General features: G+C 51.8%; 17 protein-coding genes. 15 read left to right on the top strand and 2 right to left on the bottom strand.

The annotated features are described in order from the left end of the window. Positions 1-136: 136 nt before the first annotated feature. The 5 genes from BN3772_RS17150 (at position 137) to holA (ending at position 4640) form a co-directional block, all read left to right on the top strand. Positions 137-778, top strand: a complete 642-nt coding sequence (locus BN3772_RS17150) for a bifunctional 2-keto-4-hydroxyglutarate aldolase/2-keto-3-deoxy-6-phosphogluconate aldolase (protein WP_039876193.1) — start codon at positions 137-139, stop codon at positions 776-778. A 137-nt stretch (positions 779-915) separates the two neighbouring features. Next, positions 916-1194 (top strand): hypothetical protein, encoded by a 279-nt coding sequence (locus tag BN3772_RS17145; RefSeq protein ID WP_157643611.1) that lies wholly within the window; start codon positions 916-918, stop codon positions 1192-1194. A 273-nt stretch (positions 1195-1467) separates the two neighbouring features. Further along, positions 1468-2019: an RNA polymerase sigma factor gene (locus BN3772_RS17140; protein WP_039876188.1), complete on the top strand. Its 552-nt coding sequence runs from the start codon at positions 1468-1470 to the stop codon at positions 2017-2019. After that, complete coding sequence (locus tag BN3772_RS17135; RefSeq protein WP_052380554.1) at positions 2016-3257, top strand: anti-sigma factor family protein; 1242 nt, start codon at positions 2016-2018, stop codon at positions 3255-3257. Before BN3772_RS17140 ends, BN3772_RS17135 begins: the two co-directional genes overlap by 4 nt. A gap of 363 nt (positions 3258-3620) precedes the next feature. After that, positions 3621-4640 (top strand): DNA polymerase III subunit delta, encoded by a 1020-nt coding sequence (gene holA, locus BN3772_RS17130; protein ID WP_042200968.1) that lies wholly within the window; start codon positions 3621-3623, stop codon positions 4638-4640. Positions 4641-4834: 194 nt separating this feature from the next. Here the strand turns inward: holA and rpsT are convergent, their stop codons facing one another. After that, positions 4835-5107: a 30S ribosomal protein S20 gene (gene rpsT, locus BN3772_RS17125; protein ID WP_039876184.1), complete on the bottom strand. Its 273-nt coding sequence runs from the start codon at positions 5105-5107 to the stop codon at positions 4835-4837. A gap of 469 nt (positions 5108-5576) precedes the next feature. Between rpsT and gpr the strand changes: the two genes are divergently transcribed. The 6 genes from gpr to BN3772_RS17095 all read left to right on the top strand — a co-directional run bounded on the left by gpr (position 5577) and on the right by BN3772_RS17095 (position 12619). Next, positions 5577-6587, top strand: coding sequence for a GPR endopeptidase (gene gpr / locus BN3772_RS17120; RefSeq protein WP_042200966.1), 1011 nt, complete (start codon positions 5577-5579; stop codon positions 6585-6587). Between the two features lie 212 nt (positions 6588-6799). Further along, positions 6800-8122: a stage II sporulation protein P gene (locus BN3772_RS17115; protein WP_042200964.1), complete on the top strand. Its 1323-nt coding sequence runs from the start codon at positions 6800-6802 to the stop codon at positions 8120-8122. Positions 8123-8163: 41 nt separating this feature from the next. Continuing rightward, positions 8164-8637 (top strand): hypothetical protein, encoded by a 474-nt coding sequence (locus BN3772_RS17110; RefSeq protein WP_042200963.1) that lies wholly within the window; start codon positions 8164-8166, stop codon positions 8635-8637. Between the two features lie 282 nt (positions 8638-8919). Next, entirely contained in the window at positions 8920-10734 is a 1815-nt protein-coding gene (gene lepA, locus BN3772_RS17105; RefSeq protein ID WP_039876177.1) for a translation elongation factor 4, read from the top strand. Between the two features lie 128 nt (positions 10735-10862). Beyond that, complete coding sequence (hemW, locus tag BN3772_RS17100) at positions 10863-12035, top strand: radical SAM family heme chaperone HemW (protein ID WP_042200961.1); 1173 nt, start codon at positions 10863-10865, stop codon at positions 12033-12035. 92 nt (positions 12036-12127) lie between these two features. Next, entirely contained in the window at positions 12128-12619 is a 492-nt protein-coding gene (locus BN3772_RS17095) for an N-acetyltransferase (protein WP_042183115.1), read from the top strand. 86 nt (positions 12620-12705) lie between these two features. Here BN3772_RS17095 and BN3772_RS17090 read toward each other — a convergent pair whose 3' ends face one another. Next, positions 12706-13428 (bottom strand): hypothetical protein, encoded by a 723-nt coding sequence (locus tag BN3772_RS17090; RefSeq protein ID WP_052380553.1) that lies wholly within the window; start codon positions 13426-13428, stop codon positions 12706-12708. A gap of 223 nt (positions 13429-13651) precedes the next feature. On the opposite strand from BN3772_RS17090, the gene hrcA reads away from it, so the two are divergent. The 4 genes from hrcA to dnaJ all read left to right on the top strand — a co-directional run bounded on the left by hrcA (position 13652) and on the right by dnaJ (position 18584). Then, the gene (gene hrcA, locus BN3772_RS17085) at positions 13652-14683 is read left to right on the top strand and encodes a heat-inducible transcriptional repressor HrcA (protein ID WP_042200960.1); all 1032 of its coding nucleotides are present in this window, start codon (positions 13652-13654) and stop codon (positions 14681-14683) included. A gap of 49 nt (positions 14684-14732) precedes the next feature. Then, positions 14733-15308: a nucleotide exchange factor GrpE gene (grpE, locus tag BN3772_RS17080; protein WP_042200958.1), complete on the top strand. Its 576-nt coding sequence runs from the start codon at positions 14733-14735 to the stop codon at positions 15306-15308. Positions 15309-15405: 97 nt separating this feature from the next. Beyond that, positions 15406-17241, top strand: a complete 1836-nt coding sequence (gene dnaK, locus BN3772_RS17075) for a molecular chaperone DnaK (RefSeq protein ID WP_042200956.1) — start codon at positions 15406-15408, stop codon at positions 17239-17241. A gap of 218 nt (positions 17242-17459) precedes the next feature. Then, a complete protein-coding gene (gene dnaJ / locus BN3772_RS17070) occupies positions 17460-18584 on the top strand; it encodes a molecular chaperone DnaJ (RefSeq protein WP_042200954.1) in 1125 nt (374 codons plus the stop codon). Positions 18585-18711: the final 127 nt, after the last annotated feature.

The following is an 18711-nucleotide window of genomic DNA, read 5'->3' as shown; positions in this document are numbered from 1 at the left end:
TGCAGGATTATTATTACTATTTCCATAGAAGCTTTCGTAAGCATGTTAGTAAATGAGATAAAATAGTTTATCTAAATAAATGTTCTATGATGCACGCTGCTTTATATTACGTATTTATTAAGAGAGGACGTTTAAGATGAAGAAAATAAAAGTATTGCAAAACCTTACCTCTGTCGGTGTAGTAGCGGTTATCCGTGCTGATAACGCTGATGATGCCTTTAAAATGTCGGCTGCCTGTATCGAGGGCGGATTGACGAATATCGAGGTCACCTTTACGACTCCGGATGCGGATGTGGCGATTAAACGCCTGGTGGCTGAGTATGGCAGCCGTGCTGTAATCGGCGCAGGTACTGTACTTGATCCGCTGACAGCCCGGATTGCCATTCTGGCAGGGTCCGAATTTGTGGTCAGTCCTTCTTTTGAAGAAGAAACGGCTAAAATGTGTAATCTCTACGGTATCCCTTACATGCCGGGCTGTATGACGCTTAACGAAATGAAGGAAGCGCTGAAGCTTGGCGTGGATGTGCTGAAGCTGTTCCCTGGCAGCGCCTTCGGACCGGATTATGTTAAGGCAGTCAAAGGCCCGATGCCGCATGTTAACATCATGCCTACCGGCGGTGTAGATCTGAACAACATGGGCAAATGGATCGCGAACGGCTGTATCGCTGTGGGAATCGGCGGCAACCTGACTGCTCCGGCCAAAGAAGGCCGCTACGACCAGATTACGGAGCTGGCAGCACAGTATGTAGCTAAGTACAAAGAGGTTAAAGGCCTGTAACAAATAATCACTTGAACTGCCCCGCCTCTTTATAAGGTGAGGCAGTTTTATTATTTTTCCTACATCTAAATGATAATAGTGATGCTTTCCTCCGATTCCGGGCAATACTTACAGAGACAGCAGCAGGCAGTCTGCTGATGCTCAGGAGAATGTCCCTGAAGACGGAGGGGGCCGCTATGCCCGGGAATGACAAGCACAAGACACTGTACCGTACGATTAATGAAGAAGAGGCTGAGTATGTGCAGATTATCTCTGCGGTCCGGGGCTGCAGGGTGACAGCAGGACAATTGTACAGATTGCACCGTAACCATAGTAATCCGCAGCTTTTTGAACAGGGTGAAATCTATGTGGTGGATGACGACGGCAAGGACAACTACGCTGTACTGATGCTGTGCACTACTATAATGTATAAATAAATCAGGCTGTCCCCGGGTAAGCGTACCTGACGGGCAGCCTGTTTGATTTCATTTTTGTCATAAACTTCTGTAAAAGAGTATTTGAAGATTCAGCGCTTCCCTTGTATGCTTAGTAAGGATTATGGGCGGTTTACGGACTTGCCCCGGAACGGAACCGGTGGAGGTTCAACACGTATTATGTAAAGTTTGGCATCTTTAAAATAATGATTACAGGCTTGCAACAAATCAGCAGTCTTGCGCGTCAGTAAGATTGCATAGAGAGGGGGAACCTTCGTGGTGGAGCAGGGACTCATCAGAGCCGCTCAAGCGGGCGATCGCGACGCTCTAATCACCCTATTGCGGGAAATTGAAGGACATGTGTATAAGACGGCTTTCTACATTTTGCATAATGAACAGGATGCTTTGGATGCATCACAGGAAGCGCTTATCAGAGTGTACACCAAAATCAATTCCTATGAGGAAAAGGCCCAGTTCAAAACATGGGTTCAGCGGATCGTAACGAACATCTGTATTGACAAATTCAGGAGATCGAAGCCTACTGTTTCTATCGATGAGCACGAAATGGTGTTCCAGGATAATAAACATAATGTAGAGCGCGAGGTCATGTCCGGTTATCTGGCGGAGGATATCCGCGAGGCCATTGACCAGCTCCCAGAGCATCACCGGACGGTGATTGTACTAAGGTATTTGCAGGATTTTTCTTACAACGAGATTGCAGACTGCCTCGACCTGCCGCTTAACACGGTGAAATCTTACCTGTTCAGAGCCAGGCAACAGCTGCAAAATAGACTTCAGGAGTATCAGAAAGGTGGTGTATCAGGATGAAGTGTACGGAGGTGACGGAATGGATGCACCGCTATCTGGATCATGATCTCAGTCCCGAAGAGACTGTGGAAATGTACCGCCATATCGATAATTGTCCTTCCTGCGCGGAAGTCTTTGACCGGCTGACTATGCTCTCTGAGCAACTGGAACAGCTGCCGGATATTAAGCCTCCTTTTAGTCTGGTTGACTCGATTCTGCCTCAGCTTGAGAGAATAGACTCCGGAGCTAAGAGTTCAAGTGCAGAAGCCCCGGAAGAAGAAGGCAAGGTCATTCCGATGACACGCAAGAATATGCACGGTAAAGCAGCAAAAGCTACCTCTAAAGCAGCTTCCATGGCAACGCGGACAGGCATAGGTGCAGTTGCTGCGGCCATTATATTGCTGTTCGCAGTGTTTAATATGCCGGACAGCCTGCCGTCGGCTGATGTGGAGATGTCGCTGAATCAGGCGGCTGATACAGCTTCAAGCAGTGAGCCACTGAGCAAGATGGCAACGGAAAACGCGGATACGGCTGCAACCGGAGATGAAGCCGGAGGTGCATCACTGTACCAGATGGAGATTCAGGCTACTGAATCTGCAGATGCCGCCGACGGCGGGGCGGCAGATACCGCTGCTCCGGCTGCAGCTGACTCGGTACCGGCAGCAGAGGCAAGTACGCCTGCTGCTACGGATAAAGCTGCTTCAGCCAAGCGGGACACTCCGGTTACGCGCAGCACGCAAGCGGCAACACCTGCTCCAAGAGCTGATGCCAGAGCGGGAAGCGGCAATAACGGCAATAACAATAACGCGCAGGACACCCGGATATTCGGCAGCGGTGCTGCTAATGCACCTGCAGATACGGCTGACACACCTGCACAGGAGCCGCAGCAGTCTCCTGCTGCCCAGGAGGCAGGTGTTATGGGGATTCTGCCGGCGCTTGTATCACCGCACGGGTCATGGAGCTCTCCGGACGGGCGTTATGCCGCCGAGCTTGCCGGCCAGCAGCTGGTAATCTACAGCCTGCCCGCCGGAGGACAGGCGGAAGAACGGACAGCGGTGACTTCGCTGCCGCTGGATGGGGCCTGGGTATCCGGCTCCTGGTCGGGGGACAGCCTGCAATTCACTTATGTGACTATGCAGGATGGTACAGAGGTTACTGAGGTGTATTCAGCGCCTGCGGCTCAGGCATCTGCCCTGCCGTCTGCTTCGCCGGCGAGTACGGGCCCGACACCGGCCAGCACGGCTCCGGCCAATAAATAGTTGTAGATTGGAACGTTTTGGGGGTACCCCGAATATGCTATGGTATGAGGACAGGAATTACAGGATTTGCGAGATTCATCGGTATGACCGGCGGAAGCGGGGTTTCTAGAGCCTTTTCCTTTCGCCGTTTATATAGATGCGCCGCTGAAACGGAGCAACTTTGGCCCTGGCTGCCGAGGTTGCTCCGTTTTTGTATTTTTGCGCCGGCCTGTGAAGTTTCACGGATGCCAGGGCGGAGTCATGAACATTCAGGTATCTGCTAAAAGCATTATGCACAACCTATGCAGCGCATTTTCTGTTAAACTAAAGAAACGTATGCATATGATGATTTTACTGAATTGAATTGGAAAAGGAAGTGGCAGGATGGATGCCAAAGCGGCGGCCAAGGACATTAAACAAGGAAAAATTTCACCGCTTTACGTGCTTTACGGCAGTGAAAAATTCCGGATGAATGAATTTGCGGCCTTCCTGGAGGATCACCTGATCGCCAAAGAGGACCGTGACTTTGCAGTAATTCCCTTTGATCTGTCAGAGACGCCTGTTCAGGCGGTAGTGGAGGAGGCGGAGACTGTTCCGTTCATGGTGGAGCGCAAGCTGCTGCTGGTGCGGGATGGCTCGCTGTTCACTGCCGGTAAGGAGAGTGCCAAGATTGAGCACCGCGTTGAGCTGCTAAGCGATTATATACAGTCTCCTGCCGACTTTAGCGTCATTGTGTTCCTTGTGAATAATGATAAGCTGGATGAGCGCAAAAAGATCGTCAAGGCGGCGAAAGCCGCCGGGACAGTGCTGGCATTCAACCCGCTCGGTGCGGAAGAGCTGCTGCGCTGGGTTGAGAAGGGCTTCAAGGACCGCGGCTGTTCGGTCGCGCCGGGAACTGCTGAGATATTGGTAGCCAGTGCAGGCACCGGCCTGCAGGGTCTTTCTGCGGAGATGGACAAGCTGTCGCTGTTCGCCGGAGCCGGCGGTACAGTGGATGCCGCAGCGGTGGAAAGCCTGGTTCACCGCGGTACGGAACAGAATGTTTTCACACTGGTGGAAGATATTGCAAATCTGCGCCTGGATAAGGCGCTTGGTACGCTGTATGAGCTGCTGAAGCAGCGCGAGGAACCGATCAAGATTGCCGCACTGATTGCCCGGCAGTTCCGGATTATTCTGCAGGTTAAGGACCTTTCTGCACTCAGCTATTCGCAGGCGCAGATTGCTTCGCAGATCGGAGTACACCCTTATGCTGTCAAGCTGGCCGGTGAGCAGGCCCGCAAATTCGACAGCCGGCGGCTGCGGCAGATTTTGAGCGGCCTGGCTGACCTTGATTACCAGATGAAGACCGGAGCCGTCGATAAGGTGCTCGGGCTGGAGATGTTTATGCTGCGCCTTGGGGCATAATGCCGGTATGTTGCCGTTCTATACGGTGTCCGGCCCATGGGCAACCCAAGAGCCTGCCTTTATCCGCTTGTTCAGCGGGTAAGGCAGGCTCTGTTTTTTTGCAGGTAAGCACGAGGGGAAGAAGACACAAAAAAACCTAACCGTATGCAGCATATCGGTCAGGTTCTTATAGTGCTCACTATGAAAGTCGCTAATTAGGCTTGAGCCTTAAGAGCGTTCAATTTCTTCGCCAAGCGGGATTTTTTGCGGGCAGCCGCATTTTTATGAACCAGACCTTTAGTTACGGCCTTGTCCAGCTTTTTGGAAGCAGCTTGGATAGCAGCTTGAGCAGTTTCAACTTCCGTTCCAGTCAGAGCTACATCAGCAGTTTTCACAGCTGTACGAAGCGCGGACTTCTGGGAAGCGTTCAAAGCACGACGTTTCTCGATCGTCTTGACGCGTTTAACCGCGGATTTGATATTTGGCATTGCATTCACCTCCTGGAAGACATTCGAAATCAACAAATGATTCACAACTTAAAATATCTTAGCATGTCGGGGGGCAAAATGCAACACTAAAAGCTATTGAAAAAGCCTGCGGATACCTCGCACGATACAGGAAGAAGGCTATGCTATGTGTCTTGCGGCATATAACGGCCTAAAGTTTGCTTGGCTGTACGATTTATCCATGCTCTTTTGCATAAACACCGCGCTTCTCCCGCACACTATGCTCACAAAACTTAAGCGTATGCTTCCGAAGTGAGTTTTGTACGAGGCTCTCCCAATGAAGCGTATGCTCACAAAACTTAAGTGTATGCTTCCGAAGCGAGTTTTGTACGAGGCTCTCCCAATGAAGCGTATGCTCACAAAACTTAAGTGTATACTTCCGAAGTGAGTTTTGTACGAAGAAGACTCACGGAAGACTATGCTCACAAAACTTTTAGGAGGCTGAACTAGGATGGAACTGGATCTTCAGCTGTATTCAGTACGCACGGACCTTGCGGTAGAAGCCAAGGAAATGGCCCAGGGGCCGCAGAAGACGCCTATACCAGGTGTGAATGAAGAGGTGGAGGAAGCGGGCGGTATCAAGGTCACACGGCTTGGCGTGGCTACTGCTGCAGGCTCCCAGGCGCTCGGGCGGGCGCTCGGGAACTATGTAACGCTGGAGGTTCCGGCGCTGCGCGGCGGGGATACCGGGCTTCAGCAGAAGGTCTCAGTTGTATTCGCCCGCGAATTCGAGCAGTTCCTTACCCGGATCGGCATCAACAAGGATTCTTCCGTATTGATTGTCGGTCTAGGCAACTGGAACGTAACGCCCGATTCCCTGGGACCGCTGGTAGTGGAGAATGCACTGATTACCCGCCAATTCTATGAGCTTGTACCTGATCAGGTCTCTCCGGGGTACCGTAATGTCAGCGCAATTGCTCCGGGGGTGCTCGGCCTGACCGGCATTGAGTCCAGTGAGGTTGTTCAGGGAATTGTAGACCGCACCAAGCCTGATCTGATCATTGCCATTGATGCACTGGCCTCCCGATCGCTTGAACGGATTAACACGACGATTCAGATTGCCGATATCGGCATTCACCCCGGTTCAGGCATCGGCAACAAGCGCCGCGGGCTGACCAAAGAGATTCTGGGCGTTCCATGCATTGCTATCGGCGTACCTACAGTCTGCTATGCTTCGACGATTGTTAATAACGTACTGGAGATGATGAGCAATCATTTCGGCCAGATGGCCGATGGAGGAGCACACACCAAGGAGATCATGGGCATGCTGGACGATATCTCGGAGCAGGAACGGCTGCAGCTGGTAAAAGAGGTGCTTGAGCCCCTCGGGCATGACCTCATTGTCACCCCGAAGGAAATTGATGAATTCATTGAAGAAATTGCCAACATTGTTGCCAGCGGCCTGAATGCTGCGCTGCATGATGCGGTTGACCCTGGAAATGTCGGAGCATATACTCACTGACCCGTTGTACAACGGACAGCCCGGATAAGCAGCCACGGCGGCAGCTTGTCCGGGCTTTTATGTGCCGATTACTAGGTCTGCCCGGACAAGAGACAACGGCTGGCTTGGCGTTATGCTCTATTAATCCTTCTCTTTGAGTTCTACTATTCTCCTCCTGCTCATAGATTTGAAATATAAGAGATTACAGAGGGCTGGAGGAGGACATAACAATAATGAACAGAAAATGGTTTCAGCTATGGAATATCGGCAGGCTGCGCGGAAAACTGCTGGACGTTCTGTCGCTGGGGAGAACAATGCTGCTGCTGGCCGGAGGTTCACTTGTTTTTTTCATGCTGCTTGGCGCCGGCGGACTGGCCGGAACGAAGCTGAATACATCACCTGTTCCTTCTATGAAAGGACTGGCGTCTTCATTGTCCAGCGGGTTCTTTATGGAACTGCTGGGGATGGAGGTACCGCATTTGCCGAAAAACGGAGAGGCATCAGCCTTCTCAGCGCCAAAAGTAACTTCCTTTGTATTCCGGATGCTGACAAGCGTTGATCCCGGCAATCCCAAAAGCCTGCTGTCGCGCGAGGTGCCGGGCCTTGCCGCTGATGACCCCTTCCTGCTGCGCGAAGGTTCAGGCGGGACGGCAGGTGCTCCTGCCGATTATCATCCTGGTACCGATGAACTGGCCGGCGGGGAGCCGGATGATCCCGGAGCCGGCACTGCTGATCCGGAGCCGGACAAGCCTTCCGGTGACTCTGTGCTACAGCCTCAGCCGACAGCTGCGCCGGATAATGGCATTTCTGCAGAACAGGGCAGCAGCGGCGGAGCCGGACGCGACAGCGGTACGACGGAGGATACCTCTATTAAACGGATGCTTGTCTACCATTCCCATCCGCGTGAAGCCTATAATCCGCTGCTGGGAGCAGAAAGTGATAATCCCAGCTCCGCCTCCCCGGCCAAAAATGTGCTGCTGGTCGGCTCCTATATCACTGACAGGCTGGAGCAGCGCGGGATCGGAACGGTTCATGCAAAGGATGATTATGCAACTGAAGTGCCGGATTACAACTGGAACTTTTCTTATAAATATTCCCGGATCACTATCAAGGCGGCAATGGCAGCTAACCAGGAAATGACCGAGCTGATCGATATCCACCGCGACTCACAGCGGCACGGCAAAACGACAGCAGTCATTGATGGAAAAAGTTATGCACAGGTGTACTTTATTCTCGGGCATGCCAATAAGGACTGGAAGAAAAACGAAGCCTTCGCCAATTCCATTCATCAGCTGCTGGAAAAAAATTATCCTGGCCTCTCGCGCGGCATCTGGGGGAAGTCCTCCGGCAACGGTAATAATGGGGAGTATAACCAGTCTCTTTCACCTAACAGTGTATTAATAGAAGTCGGTGGTATCGACAATAGTGCTGAGGAGCTGAAGCGGACGGCTGATGTTCTGGCTGATGCGATTGCTGATGTGTACTGGAGCAGCCATGATGCGGAAAAAGCTGCAGCACCTGACAAGAGCGGCGGTTCGGAAGAGAGCACTGAGTAACATAGAACCTCAATACATGAGAGAGAAAGGAGTGGCTGGACATGTCCCGTTTCGGCAAAAAACTGGTTGTGATCGGCGTGTGGGCGGGTATCGGCATCTTGATAGGTCTGCAGTTCGGCGGCAGCGGCACAGCCAGGACGGAGACGGTAGCTCCGGGCTGGAACGGAGCAATAAGGGGGCAGCAGGCGGGGCAAGCCGCTGCTGCTGGCACCGTGAACGTGCAGAGCAGCCCGGCCTATGTCTATGTGCCGGTTGCCGTTGATCCGGTGACCGGCGCCTATACGGCACTTCCTGCGGTCCAGCCGCAGTCTACAGCCCAGACATCAGCCGGCGGCAGTACACTGCCGCAGCAGGAGGTGCAGGACTATAATACGCTGACCCCGGAACAGCTGCTGATCCCCGGAGATCAGCAGCCAGGCATTGATGTGCTTGCGGATAAGACAGCCGGTCTGCTCCAGCAGGCTTCGCAGAAAAGCATCCGCTGGATTGTCTCCCTGTTCGACTCTGCCGATTAGTTATAACTGCAAGGACGAAAGGCTTCAGAAGGGGACTTTTTGAAATATATGAATTTATATGTTTTACGCTATCCATAATCCTTATCTTTCTCGCAGGAACGGTTACCGCCTTCTCTGAAGGACGGCATAGCCGTTTCTGCTTGTCATTTGTTGCATAGCCGCAATGCTTATCGCGGAGCTGTGCGCGGCTTTCTTTACTTTCCGGGCTGAACGGGATTGATGGGGGAAGCGCGTACTGGTATAATGAGTGGATTAACATAAGGCTGTCTGTGGGGGTAAGGAATGACTGACGTTCAGAAAAGACAACAACAAATCCGCAATTTCTCGATTATTGCACATATAGACCATGGTAAATCGACTCTGGCCGACCGTATTCTTGAATATACGGGCGCACTCAGCTCACGCGAAATGCAGGAGCAGGTGCTGGATCAGATGGATCTGGAGCGTGAACGCGGGATCACCATTAAGCTGCAGGCTGTACGCCTGACTTACAAGGCTGATGACGGCCAGGAGTATTTGCTCAACCTGATTGATACTCCGGGACACGTCGACTTCACTTATGAGGTCTCCCGAAGCCTTGCTGCCTGTGAAGGAGCACTGCTGGTTGTTGATGCTGCCCAGGGGATTGAAGCGCAGACACTGGCTAACGTATACCTTGCGCTGGATAACAATCTGGAGATTCTGCCGGTCATTAACAAGATTGACCTGCCGAGTGCCGACCCGGAGCGGGTCAAGCAGGAGATTGAGGATGTAATCGGACTAGACGCCAGTGAGGCTGTGCTTGCTTCAGCCAAAGCGGGCATCGGGATTAAGGAAATTCTGGAGCAGGTAGTGAAACAAGTTCCGGCTCCTACCGGTACTGCCGAAGATCCGCTGAAGGCGCTGATATTTGACTCCCATTACGATCCGTACAAGGGCGTTATCGTCTATGTCCGCGTTATCGACGGTAAGATCCGAGCCGGATCAAAGATCAAAATGATGGCTACTGAAAAAGTATTCGAGGTTATCGAAGTCGGTTCCTTCATGCCGCGTATGACGATTGTGGACGAGCTTAACATCGGGGATGTAGGCTTCATCGTTGCCGGTATCAAGCATGTCGGGGATACCCGTGTCGGGGATACGGTAACGGACGCAAAGAATCCGACACCGGAGCCGCTGCCGGGTTACCGCAAGATCAATCCGATGGTATATTGCGGTCTGTATCCGATTGAAACCTCGGATTACAATGATCTGCGTGAAGCGCTTGAGAAGCTCCAGCTGAATGACGCGTCGCTAAGCTTCGAGCCGGAAAGTTCAAGCGCCCTGGGCTTCGGCTTCCGCTGCGGATTCCTTGGGCTGCTGCACATGGAGATTATCCAGGAGCGCATTGAGCGCGAGTTCAATCTCCCGCTGATTACGACTGCCCCAAGCGTTATTTACCGGATTATGCTGACCAACGGCGAAATGCTGCAGATCGACAACCCGTCGAACTATCCGGAGATCGGTACCATTGATTACGTGGAAGAGCCGTATGTCAAAGCTGCGGTCATTGTACCGAATGATTATGTAGGTACTGTAATGGAGCTTTGTCAGAATAAGCGCGGAGAATTCGTGAATATGGAGTATCTGGATACCAACCGGGTAACCATTACTTATCAGATTCCTCTATCGGAAATCGTATATGATTTCTTTGACCAGCTGAAATCAGGCACGAAGGGCTATGCTTCCTTCGACTATGAGATTTCCGGCTACCGCCAGTCCAATCTGGTGAAGATGGATATTCTCCTGAACAACGAGCAGGTTGATGCCCTGTCATTCATCGTCCACCGTGACCGCGCCTATAACCGCGGCCGCATTATCTGTGAGAAGCTGCGCGGTATCATTCCACGGCAAATGTTCGAGGTGCCGATCCAGGCATCGGTCGGAACCAAGGTTGTCGCCCGTGAGACCGTTAAGGCGATGCGCAAGAACGTCCTGGCCAAATGCTACGGCGGTGACATTTCGCGTAAGCGGAAGCTGCTGGAGAAGCAGAAGGAAGGGAAGAAGCGCATGAAGCAGGTCGGCAGTGTAGAGGTGCCGCAGGAAGCGTTCATGGCGGTTCTGAAGATCGACGAGTAAAGAGGTTATAGGGACTCCCGGCTGCGGAGTGCACTAATGAATCAGCAATGAGACACTGAAGGGGAGCCTGACGGCTTCCCTTTTCTGGCTATATATGCAGACACTATTAACATTTAAAGGAGACAGCTATGACAGCTCATAACAATGGCCGTCCCCCTGAGGCCGTGTACATTCATATTCCGTTTTGTACGAATAAATGCTTTTACTGTGATTTCAATTCCTATGTCCTGAAGGACCAGCCGGTGATGGAGTATCTGCATGCGCTTGACCGCGAAATGGAGCTGACCGTACAGCAGACTCCGCCGGGTGTGATTAAGACGATCTTTGTCGGCGGGGGAACGCCGACCATGCTCAAGCCCGATGAAATGGCCTATTTCCTGGCGTCGGTCCGCAAGCATTTCCCGCAATGGGATGACAATATTGAATTCTCGATGGAGGCTAACCCGGGCACAACGGACATCGAGAAGCTTACAGTAATGAAAGAAGGCGGAGTTAACCGGGTCAGCTTCGGCGTTCAGGCATTCCAGAATGAGCTGCTGAGCGGGATTGGACGTATTCACAATGTGGATGATGTCTACCGCAGTCTGGAGAATGCGCGCAGCGTAGGGCTGGATAACCTGTCTGTTGATCTGATGTTCGGGCTGCCGAACCAGACCGTGGACATGCTTAAAGAGAGTATCCGCAAAGCGCTGGAGCTGAATCTGCCCCATTATTCAATCTACAGCCTGAAGGTAGAGGAGAATACGCTTTTCCATACCCTATTCAATAAAAATAAGCTGCCGTTGCCCAGCGAAGAGGATGAGCTGGAAATGTACCTGCTGCTCATGTCTGAAATGGAGAAAGCGGGTTATATCCAGTATGAGATCAGTAATTTTGCCAAGCCGGGCATGGAGAGCCGTCATAATGTAACGTACTGGCGTAACGAAGATTATTACGGCCTTGGTGCAGGGGCTCACGGATATGTTAAGCGTCAGCGGCATATTAATATCAAGGGTGTGAATCCCTATAATGAAGCTTCGCGCAGCGGGCTGCCGCGTCTGGACTCCTTTGAAATTACGGAGCAGGAGGCGATGGAGGACTTTATGATGGTCGGCCTGCGTATGCGCGCCGGGGTATCAGGCATTGCATTCCAGGCACAGTTCGGCAAGACGCTGGAGGATATTTTTGGTGCGTCACTGCATAAATTGCTGCATGCCGGACTGCTGGAGCAGACGGATGGAACCTACCGGCTGAGCAAGCAGGGAATCCTGTTCGGCAATGATGTTTTTGGAGAATTTGTCGGACTTTTAACAGAGGTTTAATTTTAGAATACCCCTTGAATTGTAATTCACCATGTTGTATATTTATTCATATTAACAACGAGGGGTGAGTTATAGTGCTTGTCAAGACGGAAATGATCCGCCAGTCGGCTCCTGCGGGAGAATCTAAGGTAATATGCAGAATTGCTACGGTGGAGGATGTGGAGCCGCTGTACTTAATGATAGAGGAGTACGCCCAGCGCGGAATTATGCTCCCCCGTTCCAGGCAGGCACTGACCCGCCAGATCGACCAGTTCGTCATCGCTGAAATTGACGGTATGTTCGTGGGCTGCGGCTCGTTGTTTAGACTTGGAAATGATCTAGTTGAAGTCCGTTCAATCGGCTTGCGCGATGAAGGCAAGGGTAAGGGTGTCGGTTCGATGATTTTGGAGAAGCTGACTGAAGAAGCAAGACGCCAAGGCATTCCTAAGATTATGGCGCTGACGTATGCAGTCGATTTCTTTCTCAGAAACGGATTCACTGTGGTGGAGAAGGAGATTTTCCCCGAGAAGGTCTGGACGGATTGTGTTAACTGCAAGAAGCAGCATGCCTGCGATGAAATTGCAGTGATGAAGAGATTGGATTAATCAGGCAGCCGAATTCTGCCGTGTAACAATATAAGCCGCTGTCTGTCAGGAGAGCTATTCCTGGGAGCAGCGGCTTTTTTATAAGTTTACTTGGCATAGATCAGCTTGCGCTGCTGCTCTATAAGCCCGGCAAGCTCCGGGGTGGCGTAAGCTGGAGGATTAAAGGATCGGGACAGCGTATTATAAACGATGGTCAAGGCGGAGCCGTCCTTCAGCTCGATTTCGAGCCAGTATTTATCGCCGACCCAGCCTTTAGTATCCTTATATAGCTGATCAAACGGAATGTATTCCGATTTGGGATACTCTTCTATAAAAAGCCCGGCAGCCTCCGGTGTGAAGTCCATCAGACGGGTGGTTCCGTCCATTCCGCTGATGAAGCGGACCGCTGTAATTTTACCAGAGATATCAAGCAGATCGTTCAGGGTCACGGCTTCCGGATTGCTGTGGGCTATAAACAGCCTGTCGCCTGCCCATAGGCGGGCGGAAGCCTTATACCCGGTTACCTCATACAGCGCTGTACCGGTCTCAAGCAGAGTGGAATCGCCGTTAAGCATCTCATCCCGCGGACACTGATGATCGGCTTTACGGTAAGAGATTTCCCCCAGCCGTTTACCTTTGAGCTGCTCCCTGGCTGGACTGGCATAATCCTCCTGATAGACAACACCATCCCATTGCAATACAGAGATGTAATCCACTTCACCGTAAAAGCAGTTATCCTCTCTGCCAGTCTTTCTCTCATAAAACAAAGCAGCGCCGGCAAGAAGCAGCATAACAAGCAGGATAATCGATATGGATCTTTTCCATTTCATGTGGCTTAACCCCTTTCCTACTATATTCAGACGATAGTTGAAGATGGAGGTTGCAGAAATTCCCGGACTATGGGATTTAAATAAGGCTGCGCCCATAATCCAAATCCGCAGTGAAACTGACTTGACAACGCTGAGGTCAGTTTGGTATTTTTGTATTAGTGGTTAGCACTCATCTGAGTAGAGTGCTAACGAATCGGAGCCGCAGCCGATAGGAGGGAATAACATGTTAACTGAACGCCAGAGAATGATCCTCAATGCTATTGTAGATGATTATATATCTTCTGCTGAGCCGATAGGCTCACGCAGCATCTCCAAACGGGGCGATGTGGGCTATAGCCCGGCAACTATCCGTAATGAAATGGCCGATCTGGAGGAGTTAGGTTATCTGGAGCAGCCGCATACATCGGCTGGAAGAATTCCTTCTCATAAAGGCTACCGTTATTATGTGGACCATCTGGTGCCGTGGAATTCCGCAGGAACAGCAGAAATGGGCACGATTCGCGCTTTTTTCGCTGAGAAGCTGAATGCTACCGAGCAGGTTATCCAGCATGCGGCCATGATTCTTTCCAATATGACGAATTACACTTCCATCCTTCTGGGACCGGAGGTTTTTCATACTTCATTGCGCCATTTTCAGCTGCTTCCGCTTGACGGCAATAACGCCGTGGCTATTATTGTTACCAGCACTGGTCAGGTAGAGAACCGTACAGTTCAGATTCCGCCGGAGATTTCGCTCTCCGAAATGGAGAAGGTTGTCAATCTGCTTAACAGCAAGCTGGTGAATGTGCCGCTCTACAAGCTGAAGAGCCAGCTGTATTCCGAGCTGGGTGAGGAAATGCAGCGTCATATCTCCCACTATGAAGAATTAATGCAGGTGCTTGACCAGGCGCTCGAAAGCGATCATGACCAGCGCATCTATCTGAGCGGGGCGGCGAATATGCTGACCCAGCCGGAGTTCAAGGATGTCGACAAGGTCAAGACGATCCTTGATCTGCTCGAAGAGACGCCGACGCTGCTGAAGATGCTGTCCCCCGTATCCGGCGGAACCGGAATACAGGTCCGTATCGGGACGGAGAATAAGCATGAAGCCTTTGCCCACTGCAGCTTGATCACAGCTACTTATTCACTGGACGGCAAGGCACTGGGCAGTATCGGCATTTTGGGTCCGACCCGGATGGAATACGCCCGTGTGATGGGTATCCTCGGAATTTTATCCCGGGATTTGACAGCGATGCTGGCACACTGGTATAAGTGAACAGAGTGTAATTGATTTGCGTGAATAATATGAAGGAGGTGAAGACAACTTGAAAGAGGAACAGGTGCAAGAACCGAATGAACTGAAAGACGAAGCGGTAAATGAAACACTGGCAGCCGATGAGGCTGAAGCCGCAGTAGAGAACACGGCAGACTTCGAGGAGGCTTCAGGCGGCGGTGAAGCTGTGAAGCGCCTCCAGGAGCTGGCAGAAGAGGCACAGGCCCGCACACTGCGTGTACAGGCTGATTTCGATAACTTCCGCCGCCGTACGCAGAAGGAGAAGGAAGAGCTGGCACAGTATGCTACCTCCAAGCTCGTTACTGAGCTGCTTCCGGTACTCGATAATTTTGAGCGTGCACTGGTTACTGCTCCGGGCAATGCCGAATCCGAGGCTTTTACCAAAGGCATCAACATGATTTTCCGTCAGCTCGAAGGTGTATTGAAGTCTGAGGGCCTCACAGCGATGGAAACAGTAGGGCAGCCATTCAACCCTGAATATCATCAGGCGATTATGCAGGTTGAGAGCGAGGAGCACGAGGAAGGCATCGTGACGGAAGAGGTCCAGAAGGGCTATCTCCTGAAGGATAAGGTTCTTCGTCCGGCCATGGTCAAAGTCAGCATGTAGTCTGTCTATATATTTCTTCTAAATTTAAGTTCAACCAACCTAATGATAAATATGCAGGAGCATTGCTCCATAACCATTTTTGAGGAGGCACATTACAGTGAGTAAAGTTATCGGGATTGACCTTGGAACCACCAACTCTTGCGTTGCCGTTATGGAAGGCGGCGAAGCCGTCGTTATTCCGAATCCGGAAGGCGCGCGTACAACCCCATCGGTTGTAGGCTTCAAGAAAGACGGCGAGCGCATCGTCGGCGAAACAGCAAAACGCCAGGCTATTACGAATCCTGACCGTACCATCGCTTCTATTAAGCGTCATATGGGTACGGGCCACAAAGAAAGCATCGACGGTAAAGACTACTCTGCACAAGAGATCTCGGCCATGATTCTGCAGAAGCTGAAATCCGATGCTGAAGCTTATCTGGGACAGACTGTTACCCAGGCGGTTATTACTGTTCCGGCATACTTTAATGACAGCCAGCGTCAAGCGACTAAGGACGCCGGTAAAATTGCAGGCCTTGAAGTGCTGCGTATCGTGAACGAGCCGACTGCGGCAGCTCTGGCATACGGCCTTGAGAAATCCGAAGATCAGACCATTCTGGTATATGACCTGGGCGGCGGTACATTTGACGTATCGATCCTTGAACTGGGCGACGGCTTCTTCGAGGTTAAGGCTACCAGCGGTGACAACCGTCTGGGCGGCGACGACTTTGACCAGGTTGTTATGGACTATCTTGTAGCTGAATTCAAGAAGGAGCAGGGCATTGACCTGAGCAAGGACAAAGCTGCTGTACAACGTCTGAAGGATGCTGCAGAAAAAGCGAAAAAAGAATTGTCCGGTGTCCTGACTACAACGGTATCGCTTCCGTTCATCACGGTTGTTGACGGCGTGCCTCAGCACTTGGAAGTTAACCTTACCCGTGCTAAGTTCGACGAGCTGACTGCAGAGCTGGTAGAACGCACACTGGGTCCTACCCGCCAGGCGCTGAGCGATGCAGGCATGACTCCTGCTGACCTGAACAGAATTGTGCTTGTCGGCGGTTCCACGCGTATTCCTGCCGTACAGGATGCGATCAAGAAGCTTACAGGCAAAGACCCGCACAAAGGCGTTAACCCGGACGAAGTAGTAGCCCTGGGCGCTGCTGTTCAGGCGGGCGTATTGACTGGTGATGTTAAAGACGTGGTACTGCTCGATGTAACCCCGCTGTCCCTCGGTATTGAAACTGCAGGCGGCGTGTTCACGAAGATGATTGAGCGTAACACTACTATTCCTACAAGTAAATCCCAGGTCTTCTCGACCTTTGCCGATAACCAGCCAAGCGTGGAAATTCACGTATTGCAGGGTGAACGCCAAATGGCGAACGGCAATAAGACTCTCGGCCGCTTTATGCTGAACGAGATCCCGCCGGCACCGCGCGGTGTACCTCAGATCGAGGTTACCTTTGACATTGATGCCAACGGTATCGTTAACGTATCGGCAACAGACAAAGGCACGAACAAGAGCCAGAAGATCACGATCACTTCTTCCAGCGGCCTGAGCGATGCTGAAGTTGAACAGATGATGAAGGATGCCGAGCTGCACGCTGAGGAAGACCGCAAGCGTAAAGAACTGGTTGAAGCGAAGAACAACGCTGACCAGCTCGTGTATTCCACAGATAAAGTCATCAAGGATCTTGGCGATAAAGTAGATGCTTCCGAAATCGAAAAAGCCAATGCTGCAAAGGACAAGGTAAAGGCAGTTTTGGAAACCGACAATCTCGAAGAAATCAACGCGGCTACAGAAGCGCTGAACGAGATTGTACAGCAGCTGTCCGTGAAGCTGTATGAACAGGCTGCACAAGAGCAGCAAGGTGCTGAAGGGGCTCCGGAAGGCGCTAAAAAGGATAATGTTGTTGACGCTGACTATGAGGTTGTTGACGACGAGAAGAATCAAGGGTAACCTTAAACGATAAGTTTATTCTGTACGAGGGGAAGGTCAAGACCGGGGCATCCCGTGTTTTGGCTTTCCTTTTAAAATGTAAGAATTTATATGTTTTACGCTATAAATAATTCTTATATTTCTCGCAGAAACGGATACCGCCCTGTTTAGGACGGTAAAGTCGTTTCTACTTGACATGTTACAGGGGAATTGAGTACTGATGTACGGAGGTGAAAGCAGTGGCAGATAAACGCGATTTTTATGAGGTGCTGGGTCTCGGGAGAGATGCATCTGACGATGAAATAAAGAAGGCCTACCGTAAGCTGGCGCGCCAGTATCACCCGGACGTTAACAAGGCCAGTGATGCTGAAGCCAAGTTCAAGGAAGTGAAGGAAGCTTACGACGTGCTGAGCGACGGCCAGCAGCGGGCCCGATATGACCAGTATGGTCATATCGATCCTAATCAGGGTATGGGCGGCGGCTTTGGCGGCGGAGATTTCGGCGGCGGCCTCGGAGATATCTTCGATATGTTCTTCGGCGGAGGCGGCGGACGCCGTGATCCGAACGCGCCGCAGCGCGGCGGTGATTTGCAGTATACGATGACCATTGAATTCAAGGAAGCGGTATTCGGCAAAGAGACCGATATTACGATTCCGCGTACGGAGTCCTGCGATACCTGCTTTGGCTCCGGGGCTAAGCCGGGCACGAAGCCGGAGACCTGCTCCGTCTGCCATGGCAGCGGCCAGCAGGAATTCGTACAGAATACCCCGCTTGGACAGATGCGCAACCGCCGTCCCTGCTCCCATTGCAGCGGCACAGGCAAAATTATTAAAGAGAAATGTTCGACCTGCGCAGGCCAGGGCAAGGTCAAGAAGCAGCGCAAGATTCACGTACGTATACCAGCCGGCGTAGATGACGGCGCGCAGCTGCGCATGACCGGTGAAGGCGAGGGCGGTACACGCGGCGGCCCTGCCGGAGACCTGTATATTGTTATCCGCGTGAAGAACCATGAGTTCTTCGTGCGCGAGAACGATGATATCATGTGCGAGGTTCCGCTGACCTTCGCCCAGGCGGCGCTTGGTGATGAGATTGAAATTCCTACCCTGACTGAAAAGGTGAAGCTAAAGATTCCTGCGGGAACACAGACAGGCACCTTCTTCCGCCTCAGAGGCAAAGGGGTTCCTCACCTGCGCGGCAGCGGCACTGGCGACCAGCATGTGCGGGTAGTCGTTGTAACGCCAAGCAAGCTAAGCGAAGAGCAGAAGGATCTGCTTCGCCAGTTCGCTTCCCACAACGGCGAGAATACGCATGAGCAGGAGCAATCCTTCTTTGACCGTGTAAAGCGTGCCTTTCGCGGTGACTAAGTTTTGGAAATGAGCCTGAACGAATCCCCGGCCCCGCTTATTGACGCGGAGCCGGGGATTTTTTGATAGAAGTGCATACAAAAAGGATCGTGCAGGGCCGGTTGGCCGCTGCACGATCCTTTTGCAT

The sequence above is a fragment of the Paenibacillus camerounensis genome (genome assembly GCF_000723885.1).
Lineage (GTDB): Bacteria > Bacillota > Bacilli > Paenibacillales > Paenibacillaceae > Paenibacillus_AQ > Paenibacillus_AQ camerounensis.
Note: the sequence above shows the minus strand (reverse complement) of the source record. Positions and strands in the feature narration are given on the sequence as shown.